This window comes from Thermoanaerobacterium sp. RBIITD (assembly GCF_900205865.1).
Lineage (GTDB): Bacteria > Bacillota > Thermoanaerobacteria > Thermoanaerobacterales > Thermoanaerobacteraceae > Thermoanaerobacterium.
Genome location: NZ_LT906662.1, coordinates 1,792,828 through 1,814,523, shown reverse-complemented (window position 1 = coordinate 1,814,523; position 21,696 = coordinate 1,792,828). Strand labels below are relative to the sequence as shown.

The window sequence follows — 21,696 nt, the reverse complement described above, 5'->3', positions numbered from 1 at the left end:
TATCGGCCAACTTATCCCTCTATATATTAAAGAGTGTTTTTATATCAATTTTACAACCTCCCATTAAAAAATTTTTTCATTTTTTCTAAAGCCTTGTTTTTTGCCTTGCTTACTGCCTGTTGAGAAATATTCAAGTCACTTGCAATGTCCTTTTCTTTTTCGTTATTAATAACCGATCGTATTATTATTTCTCTCTGCAACGACGTCAATTGGTTTAATGCTTGCCTAATAGTTGTTTTTATGTTTATTTCATCATAGACATCTCTCTTGTCTGGCATATCATCATCCAATATTAATAATTCGCTTTTTTGCATTTTGTTTTGATTTTTTGACAGCCTTATATATTCGTTTTTTATACATGTTTCTATATATTTGATTAATTGTTTTTCAGTTGTTATACTTACCGTTTTTTCGCTTTTTGCGATTTCAATAAATTTGATTAATAAATCCGTTTCTGATCCGTCACAATTCAGTTTTCTTTTATACTTGTTTATAAGTGGCATAAATTGTTCTATTAGCATCAACAAGGCATCTTTATTGCCTTCTTGTGCTTTTTGGATAAGGTCTCTAAGTTTGTTTTCCATTTTTTATGTCAGTTATGCTATGCCAGCTTCCAATTGCTGATGTTGTTGCTAATAGTGAGTTTATAAGATACAAGGGAATGTTTTTTATAGAAAATTGTTTTGTTATTAAAGATGTTATTAAAATGATTGTGAATGATACAATTAAGACCAAAAGTCTTGTTGGTATTTGCTTAAATGGTTTTAAATCTTTTATAAATTGTACTATTAACGTCGTTGCTGTTATTGTTCCTGCCAATGTGCCTAATGTAGCATAGGTGAAAAAATCACTCAAGGCTATCACCTCCAACAAAAAGGCTCACAAATACAATATGGAAGTGCAAGCCTTTTGTTGGAAAAATTTGCCGACAGATATGCGCAATATATCTGCAAACAAGAAATAAGCCTTGCATTATCCTATTGGACAAGCAAGGCTTATTTCACCCTTATAGGTAGACTAAAAATTTTTTAAAAACCTTAAAAGGTAGACTAAAAAATATTTTTTGTAATTTTTAGTGATTTTTTAAAAATGTTTCAATCCCTTATAGGTAGACTAAAAAACTTAACTTGATTTTATTCTAGCACATTTTTTGTTTTTGTCAATACAATTTTAAAAAAATTGTGGACAGGTATTATGCCTGTCCTATTTCTATTTGACCAATATCCTCGATCATGCTACCATAACCTTTGATTGACATTGCAATATACTCAAGCACTGTTTCAGACCAACCGTAGATATAATGAGTATTTTTGTCAGTTGGCGGAACCATTGAAGAACGATATGGTGCAATGTCTATGACAAAGGCTTTTGTGTTTGGATTGATTGAGCGACGGTACTTTTCTAATTCCTTGTAGAATGGTGAACCAGTGTTTTGCTGTTCGTCTGTGATAATTATTATGTTATCTACATAGACATTATCTTTTCTTAATTTTTCCACTGGTGCACCTGTGTCTGTGCCTCCTCTAGCCTCTATCCTTTCAGCTTGCGTTAAAATTGAGTCGTACATGGAAGGTTGTGGATCATATACTCTTGTATCAAACGTCCAGAATATGCCATTGCCATTTGTTTTCTTATAAAGAGCAAGTGCGAATACTGAACCTGTTCGTAAATAATCACCATCCATTGATTCTGACACGTCTAAAAACACTGCTGTTTTCCCAGGAATATCAGGCAAGTTATCAAATGTGAGTTCCACTGCCTGTCTTAATGCGTCTTTTATCCATGCCTTTTTCACCTGATAAAAGGCAGTGACGAACCTAAATGGCAATATTTTGGATTTTGCAAGTCTTTCTGGATCGTTTAGAACAGACGTTATATATTCTCTGTTTTCATCAAGTACTCCTGCTCTGTCTAACGTGTTCAAATTTCTCAACAAAGCAAATATTGGCATTTGATGGAGAATAGCGTTCCAGATTTCTTTATCAGGCTTTATAACACCTGTTACCACCTCATGTGGAAGTCTGCCTTCTTGTATAAGAGAGATCTGTTCTTTTGTATCTGTCGTTTTCTTTAAAGCTTCATAAGCTGATATTTGCGGTACTTGCATCTTGTCATATTCCTTGCCGACAAGATATGCAAATATAGCTTTTTGCTTATCAGAAATAGGCTTTGGATGTGCTGTCTTTACAATATCGCCAAGACTGTATCCACGACCATGCCCATTGTATTTAATTGCCCAGTATTCAGAAACAGAGTTAAGGAACTTTGATACTTGTCGCTTTACAGCACGTCCTCCCTGTCCTCTGCCTTGTCCTTCTAATATCATCATAAAGTCTTGCAAGTCAGAAGGAATAAGTATTACATTAGTGAAAATCTTCGAAAACAATTCTGGTGATACAGAAGATAACTTTGCAAGTCCAAATATAGGCTGCAATCTCATCAATCCTCTGTTGCGTGCAAAGATTAATGCCTTTGCAACAAAGTTTGGATTTTTTTCTAACATCTGATCGTGCAATGCATTAGCTTCACTCAACAATGTATTACTATCGGCATAAAATGTGTTTCCGATAGTGTTTGTGAGCAATGTCTGTACATATTGTTCTTCCAGTGATCTAGTATAAGCTGGATAACCTTCTCTATTTGTTGTGTCTGCCATTTTTACTGAAAATAATTCTTTTGCTCTTGACATAAAAATAACCTCCTTTTTATCTTTGGAGGCGCATTTCTATTTTACATGGAATACGAGGAATGAAGCGGACAGGTACATAACGGTGCCTTACCTCTTGGCTACCGCAGGATTTCCTGCGGGCAGGATTCGAACCTGCGATTCCCGGCTTAACAAGCGAAGTATCCCGTCCTAACGCCTCGTGCATATGTAAAATATCAAATGAGGAAAATTTTTAAGAGGTACTAATAATATACATCCAAAAGTATACGAAGTAACCCCTTAATGCGCCTCATCTTTGTCTTACATGTTTATTATAGCATGTATTGTTTACTTTGTATACGCTCATAATATGTGATTTTACACAATAATTCATTGTTATAATTGATTATTTGATATTATATTTAATTTTGTTTATTTTTCTCGTTTTTTCTCTCAATATTTATAACATTTGCATTTTCCGTATAAATAACATTAATAACATCATAATTGTGTTGATTAACATACTTATTAATTTTGTCTTTTATTATATCTTCTTCAATAGATACATTGCCTATTACATAAATATTGTTTCTGTCATAAAAAATGTTTGAAGTTTCGTTGTAAGTCTTATAAATTTTTTCAGTAGTACATATATTTCCCCCATCTACAGATTTTTCTAAAAGATCTCTTAAGAAAGATGATGGTGTTGTGTGCATTTCTCGGCACTGATTTTGCAGTTTAATTAACGTGCTATAGTCAATCCTTGTGTTGACTGTAAATTTTTTTATTGCCATACCACTTCTCCTTAATTATTTCCTGACACTGCTTTTTTTAGTTCTGTACCTGCTTTAAACGCAGGTGCTTTTGTTGCTGGTATTGTTATTTCTTCTCCTGTCTGCGGATTCCTGCCTTTTCTCTTTGCCCTGTTACGGATCTCAAACGTACCAAAACCTACTAGTTGTACCTTGTCGCCATTTTGCAACGCTTCCATAATGCTTTCTACAAAAGCGTCTAATGCCTTTTCAGAATCTTTTTTGGTTAAGCCTGATTTTTCGGCTATTTTGCTGACTAATTCACTTTTGTTCATAAAAAACGCCTCCTTAATGTTTTTGGTCTTGCTTTATTATAGCCTGATTTTAAGCCTTTTACAAGTGTTTTGACGTACATGCAAAGTACGTTTTGTTTTTTTGATTGATTTGATAAACTTTTTATAGGTATATGAAACCTTCAGGTTCCCATTTTGCTCTTATCCCAATTTTTAAATTTGGTATTTCTTTTTTAACTATTTCTAACATTTTTAATGTATTTTCTTCTTTTAATGTTTTCTTATTTGACCCTTTAATCTCATCATATAACCTTATAGTCCAAAACTTATTTGCAATATTTCCACTTTCTTGTATTCTCTTTCCTATTATCAATAAATCTTCTATTGTTGTATCAGCGAATACGCATGTTCTTATATCTACCAATACTCCATTTTCTGATAGTATTTTTTGGACCTTATATGAATTATTTAGCATTTTTTCTGATTTGCTTTTGGTTAGACCTGTAAGCTCTGCAAATTTTGCTGCATTAGATGCTTTTACGTCTATTGATGCAAAATCAAGATAAGGATATATTATTTTTGCTAGTTCTACAGATGATCCATTATGTGCTATGCTTGTTATTCCACCTTTTTGTTTTGCATATTTGAGCATTTCTAATGATAATCTTTTGTACATACACGGATCTCCTCCTGACAATCTTATAACTTGTCGTGAACTTATTGTTTCGTCTATTTTTTTATATAGGATATTTTCTTCTACTTGTACAGCATATAAAATGCTGCCATCTTCATTTTTCCATTGCCCTCCTCTTTTGCAATACTCGCAGTTAAAATTACATTTGCCAAAAGAAAATATTCGCATTGGTAACGGTTCCTTTCCGAAAGCCTTTAAAAAATAAGCTGGACGTATTTCGCTTATTATTTCACCTTTATATGGCAATATGAATATTTTAGACATCTTTATCTCTCCTTTTTTTTTATTTTTTGTAAATAAAAAAAACGAACTTATTTAAGTCCGTTTAATATTTTATTAAGTTTTTGTATAATTTTTTATAATGTCTTTGTATGATGGATATAAACTCTGTATTTTTCTATACATGTCCTTATATTGTGTACTTTTTATACATTTACTGCATATTTTCGGTATGCGCATACCTTGTAATATTTGTTAATTAATTCGGCAAAAAGTTCTTATTTATTCATTAATTCCTGCTATAATTAATATATAACCACTGCAAGGGAGGAATATATTGATGGAAGAAGAAAAGCAAAAGGCATTAGAAAAGGCTATAATGCAAATAGAGAAGCAATTTGGCAAAGGTTCTATTATGCGTCTTGGAGATACTCCCAAAGCTAACATAGAAGTTATCCCTACAGGCTGTCTTGAACTTGACATTGCTTTAGGTGTTGGAGGAATTCCTAGAGGACGCATAATTGAAATTTTCGGTCCTGAATCTTCTGGCAAAACCACTCTGGCATTGCACATGATTGCTGAAGCACAGAAATTAGGAGGTACCAGTGCCTTTATTGATGCTGAACATGCACTTGACCCTACGTATGCCCAAAAGTTAGGCATTGATCTTGTTAATTTATTGGTTTCACAGCCTGACACAGGCGAACAAGCTCTTGAAATTGTTGATGCGCTTGTTCACAGTTCTGCTGTTGACCTTGTTGTTGTTGATTCAGTCGCTGCTCTTGTACCTAAAGCTGAAATTGATGGTGACATGGGCGACTCTCATGTCGGACTTCAGGCAAGGCTTATGTCACAAGCCTTAAGAAAACTTGCTGGAATTGTCAGTAAAACAAGGTCCACTGTTATTTTTATTAATCAGTTACGTGAAAAAGTCGGTGTTTCTTTTGGAAATCCTGAAACAACACCTGGCGGACGTGCACTCAAGTTTTATGCAACTATTAGACTGGACGTCAGGAAAGTTGATGGTATAAAACAAGGCAATGATATTGTAGGAAACCGAACACGTATAAAGGTTGTGAAAAATAAGGTTGCACCGCCTTTTAAGCAGGCTGAAGTGGACATCATGTACGGTGAAGGCATTTCTAAAGAAGGAAGTTTATTAGACATTGGAACGAACATTGAAATAATTGAGAAAAGCGGTGCTTGGTACTCTTATGGTGACCTTAAGCTTGGACAAGGCAGAGAAAATGCCAAACAGTATTTAAAAGATCACAAAGAGCTTGCTGACGAAATTGAAAAGAAAATAAGAGAAAACTATAATCTAGCTTTTGATAAAATTAAATCTTCCGCTGATGACAGCATGATAGAAAATTAGGTATGCGTGTTTATGCGCATACCTTTTTTGGCGGGAGGAACAATCGGAGAAAAAAGTCCCTCTTATTAAACATTATACTATATCACATTAACTTTCCGCAATTTTTTCTGAATATTTTATTTGTTTTTATCCAATAGCAAAATTGCACCAATGTTTGACTTCTTCAGGTTCTTCTATAGGCTCATATATGCCTTTATCACAATCAAATTTATAAAACCAACGTTTTTCATAAGAAGTTTGATAAAGTCCTTCTTCTATTTTCTCTATTACTGCATAATTATAGCATGTTTCCCATAGATCGCATTTGTTTTCTCGCACTGCTTTATTAGCCTTCTCAAACGTGTTATAATAGCCTACACATCGGCTGCATCCTTTGACGCCATAATCTTTATCAAAGTCTTCTATGACTGTGATAAAATACATTTTTTCACCTCATTTCCTATTATATCGGATATATAATAATAATATTTATATAGCTCTTGATTCTTTTTTCTCCAGTCTTTCGGAAATATAACTGACTTTATTATTTGTGAATCCTTATAGCATATTATTTTGCAGTCTGTGTCTATTTTGTCAGACTTGATATGGCAATGATAGACCTTGCTCCACGTACTTGGTTCCGTGATTTTGATTATTGATATTTGCATGTTTTCCGTATGTTTTTGCGCCATTAGTTTAACATGTTTCTCTATTATATAGGCTACTGGAAGAAGCAATATAAGCAGTATTATAGGTGCTATCATTATACCTAACATAATTTCTTCAGGCAAACTTAATGGTTTATTAATTAACCTTATACTGAACGGAAAATTGAACGTCAAGTAGTGAGGAAGTATCAATGTCACAATAAATCCTAAATATGCTGCTATTAATGGCGTGATATTTATCATGCCTTTTTTGTTCATACTTCCTCCACCGTCCTTATGCTGCACTCAGGAAACATTTCTCTGAACATTTCTTCTTGTTCTTCCAGACACAATATTTCGATTTCCTCCGTTCTCGTATACCTGTATTGCGCCAGTTCAAAGTAATTCTTTATTTTTGCGATCTTTTCCACATCGTTCATTACAAGCACCATTACCTGTTTATTATCTACAGTGTAATCTGCTTCCTTCCAGTCAGGCTCTTTTAAGTTCTTTCCGTAAACCTTTACAGCTACTTCCTCTACTAAATCACGCTCTCCATGTTTCTTTACAAGTTCTATTCCATACGGATAAGGCAGCAGCAATTGCTCTTTCAAGCCTATGCCTTCTGTTCCGTACATTTCACGTGCCTGCGAATCTTCATAAAACACTATCGTTCTGTATATGCCTATTCTATGCAGCTTTTCCTGTTCCTTTTTTATGAGCGTTATTTTCTTTTCGTCAGGTCTTTTCCCTATGTTATATATGGCATATTCTGTGCGTCCTACTAAAAGCCCTAAAAAGTTACTTCCTCTATCCAATGACTTTTTCTGCTCTTTTACTTTTCGGCTGTCTATAAACGTCCATTCACTTCCTTTAAAGTCATAATACAGATCACTTATTTTTTGCACACGTTCCTTTTGCCCATGTTCTGAAGGCGCATGTTTTACTTCCCATCCTTGCTCTTTAGCATATTTCATTCCGTTTACTCCAAGCATCACGTAGCCTTTCAAGCGTCTTACATAATGTGCCTTTTTTAAGTCCAACAGTCTTTTTAAATAGTACGCATTTGACTCATATATTTTATTTACATTTTCTACTTTTATTACACTTAATTCTGCAAGATCTTTTAAAAGTTTTACATCACGTTCTGTTAGTTCTATGTTTTTGTCCATTATCGTTTCTCCTTTCATGTTAAATTTTTAACATTTACCGTACTTTTTATTGCTTTTACTCTAATTATACATTTTGCATTACGCCAAATCACCTTTATTTCAAGCCTTTTTAAAATATATTTAAGTTTGTTTTATTTTTAACAAAGTCTTATATTAGATTTTATTTTTAGTTTTATCAGGTTTATTTTCAGGCTTATCAGCAGCTTTATTAAGGCTTGTATCAAAGCCTTATTCTGGATTTTATTTAGAAACTTTTAGGTTTTTTATCACTGCTTTTTTAAGTGCCTGTTATTAAAGATTTTTTCACTGAATTTTTTATTCTTGTTTCACACTTTTTATCACTTCCGCCTTGACCTTTATGTTTTGCGTGCATTAGAAGCCTTACCTCTTACCTTTTTTCAGCCTTACCTCTGCCTTTTTTATGCTTGATTTCGTGCCATATCTCGCCATGCTTGAAATTGGCTTTAATTGTGCTTTTTTCGTTGCCTTTTTACATTCGGCATCAGCCTGCTTCGGCGTTTTTTGCTCTTCTCTCTGCCTTCTTTCCTGCCTGTCTCTTGCGTGCATTGACAAACTTTTTTTTTGCGTTATTTCGCTTTTCCCTCTGCCTTCTTTTAAGTTTGTACTTTGCGTGCATCAAATACTTTTTGTCTGCCTGCATCAATTTTTTTTCTCTGCTTTTCTCTAATCTTATGTCTTGCGTGCATTGAAAGCATATTTTCTATTGTCATTTTATTTTTCCTCTGCCTTATTTAAAGGTAATTTTTTGCATAAAACTTTATTATTTTTTCCAGCGGTCATTTCTTTTTTATCACTGCATTTTTAAGCGTGTCTTTGTGGTCTCGATTTTTTAGTGTACCTTCGGAAGTACTTCGATAATTTTTTATGCTTTTAAATTGAGACGTTTTTTTAATTTTTCAATACTTTGAGAACAATTTTTAACCTATCTTTTTTACTACCTATCATTTTTTATGCGTTTTTAGACATTTTTTCAAGGCTTAAAAATGGCAATTTTTCATTTAGAAAAAGGATAGGTTATTTTTAAGATTCTTGCAGGATTTTAGGCAGAATTTTTTCCAGTTTATTATAGTCAAAAATGTAAATTTCTGTTTTAGGCTCTTCACTAAATCTTGCATTAAAACCAAATGATAAATAATCGTAAGTATCATCAGGTATAATTTCAGAATGTTTAATACCGTCTATAATAGGCTTTATATCCCAATTGTCTATATCAGAATTTTTAACTGGCATATAAAACTTAATAAAGATAAAAGCCTTTTCAAAATATATGCTTTCATTAAGGTTTTTTAAAGCATACATAATATTATCAGTCCATCTGCTTTTTTCTATTTTTTTAATAGACATTAACCTAGCAGGGAAATCAGGCACAATAACTTTAACAATGTCATCTGTCATTTCAGCCTTAACGTCGTCACATGGCAATACAATATCAGGTTTCTCACCGCTTCTTAAACACTTATTGACAGCCCAATACAGGTTCATTCTTGCTTTTTCAATATCGTTATAAGTATTTAACAAGTATTTTAAATCAACTTTTATTTCCCGACTCATCTTTATCCTTCCTTTCAATCTCTTTTAAGATGTATTCTATCTTGTCCAAAACATTGTTTGTAGTATGCCAAAAGGTATAATAGAAATCCAAAGCCTTGCGTGTAGTTTCGCTCATGTTCCTTTCATGCCAGATTGGTGAGTCCACATCAACACGTACATTAAGCCTTCTTTTCTGTTCCATATCATACACACCCCTTTCCTTATAAATGTACAACTCAAGCACAGTAAACACATTTTGCAATACATAAAAAAATAAGGCTCAAAGCCTTACAGATTTAAAAAACTATTTACCATCTCGTTCAAAATATCGTTAGAGTCTGAAATATCTTTTTCAGGTTCTTTTAAATCCTCTTTAACATTTACACCAGTTCTTTTAATTTCATTCAATATTTTTTTAATGTCTGCAATATCATTGTATAAATTATTTATTATATCTTTATTTTTAACATAAAAATATAAGGCATTCCTAATAAAATCAGCTCTTTCTGTTCCTTGCAATGAAGATAATATTTCATCAAGTTCTTTATCGTCAACCTTTGTTCTAAAAGTATATTTTGCCATAATGTCGACACCATCCTTCTCAATATATTACAACATAATACCAATAGCAAAAACAAATATGTCGACAATTTTATCTTTTGTTTTAATATAGTTGTCGACATATTTAATTATTTTACAATTACTTGTTCAGTATATCACCATTTTTTCGTGTCGACAATCCTTTAGTAAAAATGTCGACTTTATACCTTTTTAAAAGCCTAAAAACAGTAGCAATTAAGAAATTAAAATGTCGACAAGATATTAATTTTCGTCTTTGTCATCCCATCCATCACAAGGATCCAATAAATCTCTGCTTTCTTTTAAAAGTTTTTTTAAATCAGTTAATGTTTCTTCGCCATCTAAAAAACTTTTTACACCATCATATAAAGTACTATATGCTTCAACATCTTTCTCGGCACGTTCTCCTTCAAAAGCAGCCATATGACTTGTTATAATTAACAATACTTGATCTTCTGACAAATCCAAATCTCTGGCAATATCTTCTATTTGATGTTCAGCATAATATAACGACATTACTTCACAACATTTTTCTATTCCAAACTTTTTTACAATATTAAGATCTGAATTTTTATCTTTGGAATCATAAAAAGTATATTTTTTTCTCATTACATATTCCTCCTGAAAAAATTTTACTGCATCTGACATACCTTCAAAAAACCATAAGCGTTAGCAAACTGTGCATCTTTAACAAGCTCAACATTTGCATGCGCATCTTTAAAAAACGGGTACAGATCTTTGCCACCGCCACCTGCTATAAACATTGTGCTAATTTTTTCATATTCGTCCTTAAGTTTGTCTAAAATACCCTTCTTAACAAGTCTTGCTAATTCATTTTTTAAGATATTAACTTCTTTTTCAAAGCTTATATACTGCCCTCTAAAATATATGTTATTGTCTTTTAAAATTTCCATAAGTCCTTCTGTGTTTGTACTTGCACCTGTTTTTTGTGTATAGAGTTTACCAAGAGCTGTAAATATTTTTGATATGCCTGTATCTATTGTACCTGAAAAGTCTGGCAAAAAGCGAAGGCGATTATCTATTAAGAATGTTACGTAGTCAGTTGTTTTAAAACCTATATCCACTAAAACTATATATGAATTTTTAATCATGTACTTGTTAATATTATCCATGAGTGCATGATATACTGCACCCGCTGCCTGAGGAAATATTATAACCTTATCGAACTTAACGATTCTTGTTAGGTTGTATTCTGGAAATGATACTATTGCCTTATATCCTTCAATCTCTTCCTGAAATTGTTTTTTGTACGTTTGATATTGTTCTAAAGGCAATCCTGTTGCTATATTGATTGTGTTATCATCATCTGACATTAGGAGTGCAGTCGCTGCTGCAAGTAGAGCTTTTGTTTCTTCCTGATTATGCTTATCTATATCTAGTAAAAATGCATCTGAAAAGCCTTCTCTTTTTGCCAGTTCGCCAATGTAGTAGCTTTTTTCACCGTCATCGTCAGCAATCTTTACATACATATTTTCAACAATACTTTCGTTGGAATTAAATAGACCTGAAAGAAGTCTGTCAAAGCCTATGCTGACTATTGAAGGGAAAAGTATTCTTTTGCCTTTGTCATTTACGCCCTTCACGTAGCCATAACCTAAATCAAGACCTATGTTCATACATAAAACCTCCTATTAAGTTGATTTATAAAGGAGAAGGATACACCTTCTCCAGCGATTAAAATGGCAAACCTTCTGTATTAATTTCTTCAAAGCCGTCAAAGTTAAAATCGTCATCACTGTTTTTAGCATTATTTTTTGCACCTTTATTGCTGTCACTATTGCCTTTTGGATCGGACAGAAGCTGTATATCCTCTACTACCACATCAGTCGTGTATCTTTTCTGTCCGTCCTGTCCTGTATAACTGCCTGTCTGCAATCGCCCAACTATTGCTATTTCTTTGCCTTTCTTGCAATACTTAACAATAAAGTCCGCAAGCTGGTTCCATGCAACTACACTTATAAAGTCAGCTTGCTTATTTCCGTTAGCGTCCTTAAAATTTCTGTCAACGGCCAATGTAAAGCGCACTGCCTTATGACCACTCTGTGTGTTATGTTCCACAGGGTCTTTTGTCAAACGTCCTATTAATATGACTTTGTTTAACATAATATCAACTCCCTTTCCTATTATTATAGTACATCTATTTATGTGTAAAGTCAATAAACAGATATACTATAAAAATAGCAGGTATCAAAACCTGCTATTCCAAAGTGAATATTCTGTTTATATCAACTCCAAGTGCATAGGCTATTTTTAAACCTGTTTCAATTTGCATATTTTCTTTTGTAATATTAAGGATTTTGTACAAACTTGCTTTTGCTATTCCTAATCTCCTCGCAAGTTGAATTTTTTGCAAGCCTTTTTCTTTAAGAACATCTTCTATATAAATTTTTACATTAAGCCTTTTTAACTCTTCTTTTAATTTCTTATCATCTTCAGTTATTTTACAGATACAAACTAATGCCCTGTCTGTATTTTTATTTTCCTTTTCAAGTGTATACAGTTCACTTATGTTAACACCTAGAGCATAAGCGATCTTTAAGGCTGTTTTTATCCTTATCGATCTGTTATTTGTTGCAATATCACGAATGTAATTACTTGAAACACCTAATATATAAGCAAGCCAGTGATAAGACAGTTTTTTCTCATTTAAAATTTCTCTTATGTGATTTTGTGCTTTGTATTGTTCTAAAACATTTCTTATTTCTTCGTCAGTTTTAGCTTCTTTCAGTTCTTCTAAAATCTCATCTTTATTTTCTAATTTAGACCTCTCCGTTATGTTTATCAAAAGGTCTGTATTAACCAATGAAATGTTGCATTTAGGACACATTATTACAGGAACATTTTCAACCTTGTCTTTACCATCTACCTCAAAAGTTTTATATACAGTTACTAATTCTCCACCACATACAGGACATCTACGTTCTGCCATTTAACTCTCTCCTTGTTATGTTTTTTTCTCTACATCATTGTATACCTATTTATTTATTTTGTCTATAAACAGGCTTACTATTTCACGATCAAACTGTGTTCCTGCATTGTTTTTGAGTTCCTTTAAAGCTTCTTCTACGCTTAACGCTTTTTTATAGACACGCTCATTAATCATAACATCATAGGCGTCTGCAATAGTTATAATACGTGCAAAATACGGTATATCATTTCCTTTTAAGCCTTGTGGATAGCCTTTTCCATCATAACGCTCATGGTGGTGCAAAACAGCATTAGCAACCATATCGTCCATTTTCATTTCTTTGATTTTCTCAAAGCCCCATATAGTATGTTTTTTCATGATCTCCATTTCTTTTTCAGTCAACTTGTTAGGCTTTAATAAAATTTTTTCAGGTACTTTAAGTTTGCCTATATCATGCAACTGTGCAGCAAGAAGAAGATTAATCAGATCGTTATATGGCATATTGAGTTCCTTTGCAATTTCCTCACAAAGCTTTGCTGTCCGTATATGGTGTTTTTTCAGTTCTTGTTCTATTGTCATTTCATCACCTCGAAAAAATATAAGGCGGAACATTGTCCGCCTGTTATTATGCTTCTTTATATGCTTTTAAAACTGCTTCTATTATTGCATTTCTCATCTCCTTTGTTAGAGGATATGCTGTATTCCTATGTTTTCCTTCTTTATTAGTGTAAACAGGTAATGATACAAAAACTCCATTTTTGCCTTGAATTAGGCGTGTTTCGATTGCAAAACAGTCGTCAAAAACGACCCTGCAAAAGCCTTTAAGATTGCCTCCTTTATCGTATTTTCTGAATTCTGTTTTTGTGATTTGCATACATATCATCCTTTCTATGAATTTTTATAATTTTTTGTGTACATAAAAAAAGACAGGCGTTAAACCTGTCTAATTACCTTGAAGCTTAGCAGAAAGCCTCATCACTTGTGATGGGGATGAATGCTTATGTATTCTTAAATAGATTTGACGACACTTGAATTATTATCACTTAAATAGTATAATAATTTCAGGGGTTATTAATTATGAATACACAATACAAGACAACAAGACATGCAAAATTTTTGATCAACTATCATTTTGTTTGGATACCAAAATATAGGAGAAAAATATTAGATGATCCTAAAGTTATTGATCTAATAAAAAACACAATAATAGAATTAAGCGAAAAATACAATTATGAAATACTTGCAATGGAGATAATGCCAGATCACATACATTTGCAAATCAGTGTAGTTCCACAATACAGCCCTGCTGAATTAATGAATAAAATAAAAGGTGTAACAGGATTTAGAATATCAAAACAATTTCCTGACTTAAAAGCAAGAGGGAAAATATGGACTAATTCATATTTTTGTGCAACAACAGGTAATGTAAGCACTGAAACAATAAAAAAGTATATAGAAGAACAATGGTCAAAAATAAAATGAGGCGATATTATGACAAGGAATAAGACACCTTCTTTTGTTTTAACCCTGAACTTAAAAACACAAAAATATCAAGAAGATATTCTTGATAAAAGGTTTAAAATAGGCAGACTGATATACAATGCGTGTTTAGCTGAAGCATATAAAAATTATAAACTCATGTTAGAAAGTAAAGAATATCGGAAAGTTTGTAAAATGCCAAAAGGCAAAAAACGAAATGAGAAATTTAATGCATTAAGAAAAAAATATAAATTAACAATATCATATATAGATTCCTATGTTGCACCAATGCAAAATAAATTCAAGAAGAATATTGACAGTTTAACTGCTCAAAAGCTAACCGAAAGAGCATTGGACGCAGTTAACAAATTAATTTTCGGTAAAGCTAAAAAAGTACATTTCAAAAGATATGATGAAGACATTTCGCTGGAGGGTAAAACAAACACCTCTGGAATAAGATATAAAGATGGATATATAGAATGGAACAATCTCAAAATACCAATTGTTATAAAATCAAATGATAAATATGCACAGACAGCAATTCAAAGCAGAGTTAAATATTGCAGGGTATTCCGTCAATATGTTAAAAATAGGTACAAGTATTATGTACAACTAATTTTAGAAGGTATACCTCCTCTTAAAGAAAGAGAAATAGGGAATGGTGATATTGGCCTTGATGCAGGAACACAGACAATAGCTATTGTAACAGACACCTTAGTTAATCTCCTTGAATTATCTCCTGAAACAGAAGGTGTAGACAAAGAAATTATAAAACTGCAAAGAAAATTGGACAGAAGCAGAAGAACAACGAACCCAGATAATTATAATGAAAATGGTACAGTTAAAAAAGGTACGAAAGGCAAATGGAAGAAAAGTAAAAAATATATAAAAACGCAAATGCAGTTAAGAGACAGATACCGAAAGAGAGCGGAAATAAGACAGCAAAGTCATAATAAACTGGCAAATTATATCATATCATTAGGAGATAATATAAAAGTGGAAGACATGGATTATAGCGCATTGCAAAAGAAGACAAAACAAACAACTGTAAACAGGAAAACTAAAAGATTTAATAGAAAAAAACGCTTTGGAAATTCTCTTTTAAATAAAGCACCAAAAAAATTGCTTAATAACATAGAAATAAAGTTATCTTATTTTGGGAAAAAATTAATTAAAGTAAACAAAACTAAAGTCAAGGCAAGTCAATATAACCATATAGAAGACACTTATATTAAAAAAGAGCTCTCAGATAGATGGAATTATTTCAGCTATAAAGGAAAAACAATAAAGGTGCAACGTGATTTGTATTCAGCTTATCTTCTACAAAATACAGAAAACGACAAAATAGACAGAAACAAATGTATTGAAAAATTTGATAACTTTCTTAAACTCCATGCCGAAGAAATAAACAGGTTAAAAGAAATGAAAAAAACAAAAAAATTAGTAAAAAGTATAGATATTTAGAAAAAACTTTTAAGGGATGTAGACTCCATGCCTTAAGCTATCGCTAATATCTCATAAGAGATATAGATAGTAAAGTCTGTTGAAAGAGGTCAGTACTTGTATGATGTAGAAGATGCAATATGCAGATTAATCGTACAACGCATCTTGAGAGTACAAGAGAAGCCTTCAAGTAAACAGAACCTCTGTCACTTGTGGCGGAGAGCAGTCAGTACTATTGCATATGGCCATCTAGCATTTATTGCATTTAATAATTCATTTGATATATAATATCTACCTTGCCTTATAGGAATATTGTCAGACTTTTGCCCATAGCTTGCAGGATCAAATATTTCAAAATAAGTATTATTGCCAGCTTTTGCATATCCCATTAATACTATGAAATGTCCTGTATCAGTCGGATAAATATCTCCAATTCTATTATACCCTTTTGATATTTTGATTGGATTTATATCTAATATTGCAATATTTCCATCATCTATAATATTTTGTAGATCTTTAGCATCATTTATATGTTTATAAGCTGCATCTACCTTATTTTTCTTTAAATAATTGTATATATCATACGTCCACCACCACGATCCATCTGGATGTATTTCTTCTCTTTCTTGTTCTACCGTTATTTTTGTATTTGGATAGACCCATCTTAATGCCATTAGGGTTGTTGCAGGACCACAATTAGAATCGTTGTATTTTCCTGTAAAGCCTTGATCCACGTACCAATCATAAGTACGAGTATTAAGTACAGTTATATCTGGAATACTTGTAAAACCTGCTTCTTGATATTCTTTATAGATATACTCATAATCAAATGGCAAAATATATTTTTTTATACCTTGTTTTAAAAACAAAAAAGTTCCTAAATATTCCTGTTTATTACTATTAATTACTGTTAGTTGAGTTCCGTTTTCCAAATTTTTTATAATATACGAATTTCCTTGTTTAATTGTTTGTAAAACATCGATATAATTACTCGAAACTGTAGTGCAATTTTCTAAAGATTGATCTACAAATGTCAATTGGTATGCAAAAGCTTCTGAAAAGATTATCAGAAAAAACAAAGCTAAAACTACAATTTTTCTTATATTTTTACTCATTCCATTACCTCCATAAAAAAAGACAGGCGTTAAACCTGTCTTTATCCACAGAAAAAGGTATGCGCATACCTTATAAGCTTCCTATTACTTTGTATGTTTTTACAATACCGCTGATTAACACTGTTATATCCAAAAACAATACAATTACCCGTAAAAAAGTCAAATCAAAAAATCTGCTTGCACTAAATAAAAAGTTAAAAAATAAAATAACTGAAAAATATAAAGTTATATATATGAGTTGTTTGGTATTTCTTTGACGCTGTATAGGGTTTGTCACAAATAATCCACCTTCTCTCCAAAACTTTTATTCCAAGTCCTTATAATACTTGAATTTTTGCTTGCAGTTTTTGCACCTGACCTTAAACCAGTACATGCCAAGTTCCATTTTGTCAGAAACATTGTAGTCTATAATAATATAATCACGTTTGCCACATTTAGGACATACAGGCTTGTCTGCATGTCCCAGATTAATTGTCTTATTGCTCACATTATCACCTTCATCAACGGTATGGTAAGCACTGTTGCAGCGAAAATTGCAGGTGCAAAAACTGTTTCAGTTTTCAAATATGTCTTTTCTTTAATGCCTTTCACAATTCCATATAAAAAAGCAATAACACTTGACAAAAACAGCAATACAACAATCTTATCAGAAAAATAAAAAGCTAAAGCCGTAAGAAGTTTAACATCACCACCGCCAATGCTGCCGTTAGTAATCAAATATACAAGGTATAGTGATACAAATATTACAAATGCATAAAACAAACTTTCAATTAATTTTGAACGATCCAAAATTGAGTTAACAATAAAACCATAAACGACAATGACTATTGACACCCAATCATCTATTTCTTTTCTTTTTATGTCTGTATAAGCTGCATAAGCCGTCAGAAGCACTACAGGTATGCTAAAAAGTATGTTCACAACATCACCCTTTCAATATTTTTGGTAAAATAAAAGATACGTCAAGATCATTAACCTTTATATAAGCCATATTTAGCGTATTCGCAATTTCACTATATCCTTGCACAGGTTTTTTAAAAACAACAATATAATTCAATCCATTCAAATTTTCTTTAATACGTTTCAATTCAGAAGGATAGCCTGATGAAAGAACCACAATTTTCGTAGATTGTTCCAAAGCCGTCATAACAAAAGAATTTTTGCTGTTAGGCAGATCCAACAGTATTATGTCAAACTCACTTCTTGCATAGGTTATAATGTCTATAATGTCTTTATCTGTTATGTCATCTATCAAATTGATTTTAGGCGGAGACTGCATCACATATATATTGTCTTTGTAATAAACGAGATTTTCTATAAAACTTTTTTTGCTTCTGTCCTTTAAATACATTCCTAAATGAGGAATAACAGGAAGATTAAGCATATAGCTCAAATCAGAACCGCCATCAGAAAAATTTAAGTCTATTATCAAGACTTTTAATGTCTTTTGAAAACTTTCCGAGAACTTTTTTACCAAAGTTGTTTTTCCTAAACCACCTTTTTGAGAATACACAGAAATGACTTCTTGCTTAAAAAGCTTTATGTCAGTTTTAATATCCTTTGCATAATCTTTAATGTCTATAACGTTGTTAAAATTTAACTCTCTAATATCAATGTTATCTTTAATTACAGTATCATATTTTTTGGTATCAAGCTTTAATTGTGCAGATGTTTTTGACAAAGCAACGTCAATATCCTTTTCTTTAAGTTTTTTTATATTTTCAACATTAGTTGACACTAAAAGTTTCATATTTTTAGTAAAGGCATACCTTTTATGGTATGCCTTATCCTCCTTTCTAAAAGCTTGATAATAATTCTTTAAACTGTTCCACTGCTTTTTTCTTTCTGTCCAAATCACTCTTTAATGCCTCAATTTCTTTATTCTTTAGTTCCAAACTTTCTTTTAATTGTTCATTTTCCTGACGCAAATTATTTATTTCAGCAGTCATTTTGCTTTTTTCTTCATTAATTCTTTTTTCCACATAGTTGCCAACTAATACAGTTATTTCTTCCAATGTCATAGCATCTGGCTGCTTTATTTCTGGATTTATTTCTAATCGTGTGTCTGGTTCATTTTCTGATTTTATTTCGTCTGCGCTATTTTGAATATTATTAGGCGCAATATTGTAGTTCTCTTCTTGTGATTTGCCAATCATATTCTCTGTTGCATAAACAATATCAGAAATAGAACATTCACCAGCATACACGTATTTAATGCCTTTTTTAAGTGCATATTCTTTTAAATCATTTCTATTTGGTGACAAGAAAATTACGAGATTTTTATTGCTATCAACAAGTTTGTCAATTTCTTCTTTTGAACTTGCTGATACTATAGCAATACTGCATTTGTCAAAGTCATCAGTTATACCTCCTATATTTTCATTATTTGACATTTCATTTTTTAATACATTATTAAGCGATTCAATATTTGTTTTGATATATACCAAATTGCATGCCTCCTTTTCTTCACTCTGAATAACAGCAACATTTTTATTATTATCAATGGTGATATTTAATTCTTCAAAATTGTCATCTTCAACAACTTCCTGTGTTTTTTCCTGTACGAATTTTTCTATGTCTTTAATATCAATTGTTTTACGTGATTTTTTGAATAAACCTTTTTTGTCACGCTCTAAAATCACATCCACAAGTCCTAACATTTGCTTTAATAGTACATTGGATTGAAATGTAATTTTATTACCAAGATAAGGAACAATATATTCTACAATATTATCAGGAATATTTTTTAAATTTCCTTTTGCCATATTTACAAGTATATGAACTTTATTTATATCTATTGTGCTGTTTAACATCCCCCAATTAAGTATCCGTGCAGTTCTAACTGATACAGGTATCTTATCTTCCATGATTATTAAAATTTTGTCTGAACGTTTTAAAATATCTACACTGTTTTTTATCAAGCCTGGCTGTATATCAAATATAGCAACTTCATATTCATTAACAAGTTCATCTATAAGCTTATTAAGTTTATCTGAATCTATTTTTTCATGCGTATCTGGATAACCGCCTGCAATTACATCAAAGTTTTGCTTATAAGGTCTTTGAATTGTTTCTTTTATACCGAAATTAATTGCTTTTAATATATTTTTGTTTTTATCAACATCTAATGTTGCAGGAAAATCGCCAGGAGAAAAGTCAAACTCCACTGCACATGTTTTTTTCTCCTTTGACATACATTCTGCCAGCGACAATGTTAAAGTTGTTTTTCCTACTCCACCTTTTGGTGAAAATATTGATATTAGCAAATTTATCACTCTCCTTAATAAGCTATAAAGTATATTGAGCCTTGACTTTCATAATTTTTAAGTTTAACAGCATCATCATCTGACATTAGAAGAACCACACTTGCAGGAGTGGAATTAGCATAAGCGTTTGTACTGTGTCCTATCTCTTGTCCGTTATTATCAAGAAGCGTAAGAACCTGTACATGCTTTAATATAATTCCTGGCTGTAATGACGAAGGCTGTCCGTTGTTTTGTTTAGGCTCAAAGCCTATATCAACATAGGAACCTTGTTTGACATAACCTGTTACTGCACTTGTTAAATCAACCTTTACGGAAACCTTTTTTAAATCACTGTTATACGATTGATCTTTTACCATTTCATCAGTTATTAAAGAACCTTTTTTTATTTTAACTGCTGCATAGCCTTTAGGACTGTTAAGCACATTTCCTGCTGTTGAATAAGCTTTTACAATAGCGGTTTTGCCTTGCAAAGATTCATTAGGCATTATGTCTTGTGTTGCTACGACCACATTAACAGTTTTTTGTTGCCCTGTAAGATAAACATATTCACCTCCTACTATCAAGATTGCTAAAACTGCTGAAATGAACATCATGTATGTTTTTTTCACATTACCAACTCCTTTAATTAATATTTGTATTTAATTGATAATCTATATCAACTATTTTTTGTACATTTAAAGTTACATTTTTATTTAATATATTTGTTACTACAACATCCATACTTACGTAAATCGAAGGTTTCGCTGCAATTAATCCATTGTACATTGTATCACCTGGATAATATACTTTTACGTCATTTATATTTATATACTTTATTATGCTTTTATTATCTATGGGATTTAAATTTTGATCCAGATTGAGATTTTTTTCTAAATATGACAAAAATGGATTGCTATAACTTTGCCAATCTTCAACTGCTTGATTATCAAATTGTATTTTTCCGTATGCCATTTGTACCGGATCTATTACATTTAATGTTGCTAATGCCGATGTTGTAATTGCATCATCGACCATATCTCTTTTCGCTAACAATACTCTGTAATTTACATAAGCTATATTTGCAAGCAAGAGAATTATTGTTATTAAAAGAGCAAATATCAATACGGCAGATCCTTTTTTATCTCTGATAATGCTTGCTGATGGATGTGATTGGTCCGTATGCCATTGTAATATTTTGAACATTTTTCATAAGACCTCCTAACCCAATAGTAAAGCTTGTTATTTGTGTGCTGTATTGTATTCTCACTGATACCTCACCTCCATAATTCACTGGTGCTGGCGTATAATCTATGTGTACTTTACTTGTATCAAAGCCTTTCATTTTAAGTGTATTCATAATTTCGGTGACATCATTTGGCGTTAACCCTCCGTCCGTTTCTGCCCTTAATATTGCAAGTCTTGTAACTTGTTTCAAAGCATCACTCCTATTTAACGCTATATAGTTTTGCAGCGAATTAAATAATGGTAAAAGCAAAAATGGTAAAATCAGAAGAAAAGCAATTATTTCAGCACTTCCTTTTTTGTTTTTCACAATCTTAATCACCTCCAAGATAAAT

Annotated in this window: 30 protein-coding genes; 3 read left to right on the top strand and 27 right to left on the bottom strand. The window is 31.8% G+C overall.

What is annotated here, in order from left to right:
- Positions 1–50: 50 nt before the first annotated feature.
- From CPG45_RS08655 to CPG45_RS08630, 6 genes are all read right to left on the bottom strand, one after another.
- The gene (locus tag CPG45_RS08655; protein WP_096231533.1) at positions 51–584 is read right to left on the bottom strand and encodes a sigma-70 family RNA polymerase sigma factor; all 534 of its coding nucleotides are present in this window, start codon (positions 582–584) and stop codon (positions 51–53) included.
- Positions 568–855 (bottom strand): hypothetical protein, encoded by a 288-nt coding sequence (locus tag CPG45_RS08650; RefSeq protein ID WP_096231532.1) that lies wholly within the window; start codon positions 853–855, stop codon positions 568–570. The genes CPG45_RS08655 and CPG45_RS08650 overlap by 17 nt, the downstream gene beginning before the upstream one ends.
- A gap of 337 nt (positions 856–1,192) precedes the next feature.
- The gene (locus tag CPG45_RS08645; RefSeq protein ID WP_096231531.1) at positions 1,193–2,689 is read right to left on the bottom strand and encodes a TROVE domain-containing protein; all 1,497 of its coding nucleotides are present in this window, start codon (positions 2,687–2,689) and stop codon (positions 1,193–1,195) included.
- A gap of 380 nt (positions 2,690–3,069) precedes the next feature.
- A complete protein-coding gene (locus tag CPG45_RS08640; RefSeq protein WP_096231530.1) occupies positions 3,070–3,441 on the bottom strand; it encodes a hypothetical protein in 372 nt (123 codons plus the stop codon).
- A gap of 11 nt (positions 3,442–3,452) precedes the next feature.
- Positions 3,453–3,734, bottom strand: a complete 282-nt coding sequence (gene hbs / locus CPG45_RS08635; RefSeq protein ID WP_096231529.1) for a non-specific DNA-binding protein Hbs — start codon at positions 3,732–3,734, stop codon at positions 3,453–3,455.
- A 121-nt stretch (positions 3,735–3,855) separates the two neighbouring features.
- Positions 3,856–4,650 (bottom strand): radical SAM protein, encoded by a 795-nt coding sequence (locus CPG45_RS08630; protein WP_096231528.1) that lies wholly within the window; start codon positions 4,648–4,650, stop codon positions 3,856–3,858.
- Positions 4,651–4,945: 295 nt separating this feature from the next.
- Between CPG45_RS08630 and recA the strand changes: the two genes are divergently transcribed.
- Positions 4,946–5,980: a recombinase RecA gene (gene recA, locus CPG45_RS08625; RefSeq protein WP_096231527.1), complete on the top strand. Its 1,035-nt coding sequence runs from the start codon at positions 4,946–4,948 to the stop codon at positions 5,978–5,980.
- 126 nt (positions 5,981–6,106) lie between these two features.
- Here recA and CPG45_RS08620 read toward each other — a convergent pair whose 3' ends face one another.
- From CPG45_RS08620 to CPG45_RS08560, 13 genes are all read right to left on the bottom strand, one after another.
- Positions 6,107–6,403 carry a hypothetical protein gene (locus CPG45_RS08620; protein WP_096231526.1) on the bottom strand — a complete coding sequence of 99 codons (297 nt, stop codon included), beginning with the start codon at positions 6,401–6,403 and terminating at the stop codon, positions 6,107–6,109.
- Positions 6,382–6,885 (bottom strand): hypothetical protein, encoded by a 504-nt coding sequence (locus CPG45_RS08615; protein ID WP_096231525.1) that lies wholly within the window; start codon positions 6,883–6,885, stop codon positions 6,382–6,384. The genes CPG45_RS08620 and CPG45_RS08615 overlap by 22 nt, the downstream gene beginning before the upstream one ends.
- Complete coding sequence (locus CPG45_RS08610; RefSeq protein WP_096231524.1) at positions 6,882–7,778, bottom strand: hypothetical protein; 897 nt, start codon at positions 7,776–7,778, stop codon at positions 6,882–6,884. The genes CPG45_RS08615 and CPG45_RS08610 overlap by 4 nt, the downstream gene beginning before the upstream one ends.
- A gap of 381 nt (positions 7,779–8,159) precedes the next feature.
- On the bottom strand, positions 8,160–8,345 hold the full coding sequence (locus tag CPG45_RS08605; RefSeq protein WP_096231523.1) for a hypothetical protein: 186 nt from the start codon (positions 8,343–8,345) through the stop codon (positions 8,160–8,162).
- A gap of 474 nt (positions 8,346–8,819) precedes the next feature.
- Positions 8,820–9,350, bottom strand: coding sequence for a hypothetical protein (locus tag CPG45_RS08600; RefSeq protein ID WP_096231522.1), 531 nt, complete (start codon positions 9,348–9,350; stop codon positions 8,820–8,822).
- A complete protein-coding gene (locus CPG45_RS08595) occupies positions 9,328–9,531 on the bottom strand; it encodes a hypothetical protein (protein WP_096231521.1) in 204 nt (67 codons plus the stop codon). The genes CPG45_RS08600 and CPG45_RS08595 overlap by 23 nt, the downstream gene beginning before the upstream one ends.
- An 86-nt stretch (positions 9,532–9,617) precedes the next feature.
- Complete coding sequence (locus CPG45_RS08590) at positions 9,618–9,911, bottom strand: hypothetical protein (protein WP_096231520.1); 294 nt, start codon at positions 9,909–9,911, stop codon at positions 9,618–9,620.
- A gap of 240 nt (positions 9,912–10,151) precedes the next feature.
- Entirely contained in the window at positions 10,152–10,517 is a 366-nt protein-coding gene (locus CPG45_RS08585) for a hypothetical protein (RefSeq protein ID WP_096231519.1), read from the bottom strand.
- Between the two features lie 23 nt (positions 10,518–10,540).
- On the bottom strand, positions 10,541–11,545 hold the full coding sequence (locus tag CPG45_RS08580) for a ParM/StbA family protein (protein ID WP_096231518.1): 1,005 nt from the start codon (positions 11,543–11,545) through the stop codon (positions 10,541–10,543).
- Between the two features lie 58 nt (positions 11,546–11,603).
- Positions 11,604–12,032 carry a single-stranded DNA-binding protein gene (locus CPG45_RS08575; protein ID WP_096231517.1) on the bottom strand — a complete coding sequence of 143 codons (429 nt, stop codon included), beginning with the start codon at positions 12,030–12,032 and terminating at the stop codon, positions 11,604–11,606.
- Positions 12,033–12,126: 94 nt separating this feature from the next.
- Entirely contained in the window at positions 12,127–12,858 is a 732-nt protein-coding gene (locus CPG45_RS08570; protein ID WP_096231516.1) for a helix-turn-helix domain-containing protein, read from the bottom strand.
- 45 nt (positions 12,859–12,903) lie between these two features.
- Positions 12,904–13,416: an HD-GYP domain-containing protein gene (locus CPG45_RS08565; protein ID WP_157732367.1), complete on the bottom strand. Its 513-nt coding sequence runs from the start codon at positions 13,414–13,416 to the stop codon at positions 12,904–12,906.
- A gap of 46 nt (positions 13,417–13,462) precedes the next feature.
- Positions 13,463–13,711: a SpoVG family protein gene (locus tag CPG45_RS08560; protein WP_096231514.1), complete on the bottom strand. Its 249-nt coding sequence runs from the start codon at positions 13,709–13,711 to the stop codon at positions 13,463–13,465.
- Positions 13,712–13,914: 203 nt separating this feature from the next.
- On the opposite strand from CPG45_RS08560, the gene tnpA reads away from it, so the two are divergent.
- Together tnpA and CPG45_RS08550 are read left to right on the top strand one after the other, a co-directional pair.
- Entirely contained in the window at positions 13,915–14,319 is a 405-nt protein-coding gene (tnpA, locus tag CPG45_RS08555) for an IS200/IS605 family transposase (protein WP_096231513.1), read from the top strand.
- Positions 14,320–14,328: 9 nt separating this feature from the next.
- Positions 14,329–15,780 (top strand): transposase, encoded by a 1,452-nt coding sequence (locus CPG45_RS08550; protein WP_096231512.1) that lies wholly within the window; start codon positions 14,329–14,331, stop codon positions 15,778–15,780.
- 185 nt (positions 15,781–15,965) lie between these two features.
- Here CPG45_RS08550 and CPG45_RS08545 read toward each other — a convergent pair whose 3' ends face one another.
- The 8 genes from CPG45_RS08545 to CPG45_RS08505 form a co-directional block, all read right to left on the bottom strand.
- Positions 15,966–16,874 carry a C39 family peptidase gene (locus tag CPG45_RS08545; protein ID WP_096231511.1) on the bottom strand — a complete coding sequence of 303 codons (909 nt, stop codon included), beginning with the start codon at positions 16,872–16,874 and terminating at the stop codon, positions 15,966–15,968.
- A 304-nt stretch (positions 16,875–17,178) separates the two neighbouring features.
- Positions 17,179–17,361 carry a hypothetical protein gene (locus CPG45_RS08535; protein ID WP_096231509.1) on the bottom strand — a complete coding sequence of 61 codons (183 nt, stop codon included), beginning with the start codon at positions 17,359–17,361 and terminating at the stop codon, positions 17,179–17,181.
- Positions 17,358–17,795, bottom strand: a complete 438-nt coding sequence (locus tag CPG45_RS08530) for a prepilin peptidase (protein ID WP_096231508.1) — start codon at positions 17,793–17,795, stop codon at positions 17,358–17,360. Before CPG45_RS08530 ends, CPG45_RS08535 begins: the two co-directional genes overlap by 4 nt.
- 4 nt (positions 17,796–17,799) lie before the next feature.
- Complete coding sequence (locus CPG45_RS08525) at positions 17,800–18,732, bottom strand: AAA family ATPase (RefSeq protein ID WP_096231507.1); 933 nt, start codon at positions 18,730–18,732, stop codon at positions 17,800–17,802.
- Positions 18,671–20,140 (bottom strand): AAA family ATPase, encoded by a 1,470-nt coding sequence (locus tag CPG45_RS08520; protein WP_157732366.1) that lies wholly within the window; start codon positions 20,138–20,140, stop codon positions 18,671–18,673. Before CPG45_RS08520 ends, CPG45_RS08525 begins: the two co-directional genes overlap by 62 nt.
- Before the next feature lie 14 nt (positions 20,141–20,154).
- The gene (locus CPG45_RS08515) at positions 20,155–20,748 is read right to left on the bottom strand and encodes an RcpC/CpaB family pilus assembly protein (protein WP_096231505.1); all 594 of its coding nucleotides are present in this window, start codon (positions 20,746–20,748) and stop codon (positions 20,155–20,157) included.
- A gap of 13 nt (positions 20,749–20,761) precedes the next feature.
- Positions 20,762–21,322, bottom strand: coding sequence for a hypothetical protein (locus CPG45_RS08510; protein WP_096231504.1), 561 nt, complete (start codon positions 21,320–21,322; stop codon positions 20,762–20,764).
- Positions 21,258–21,671, bottom strand: a complete 414-nt coding sequence (locus CPG45_RS08505) for a hypothetical protein (protein WP_231968668.1) — start codon at positions 21,669–21,671, stop codon at positions 21,258–21,260. Before CPG45_RS08505 ends, CPG45_RS08510 begins: the two co-directional genes overlap by 65 nt.
- Positions 21,672–21,696 lie beyond the last annotated feature (25 nt).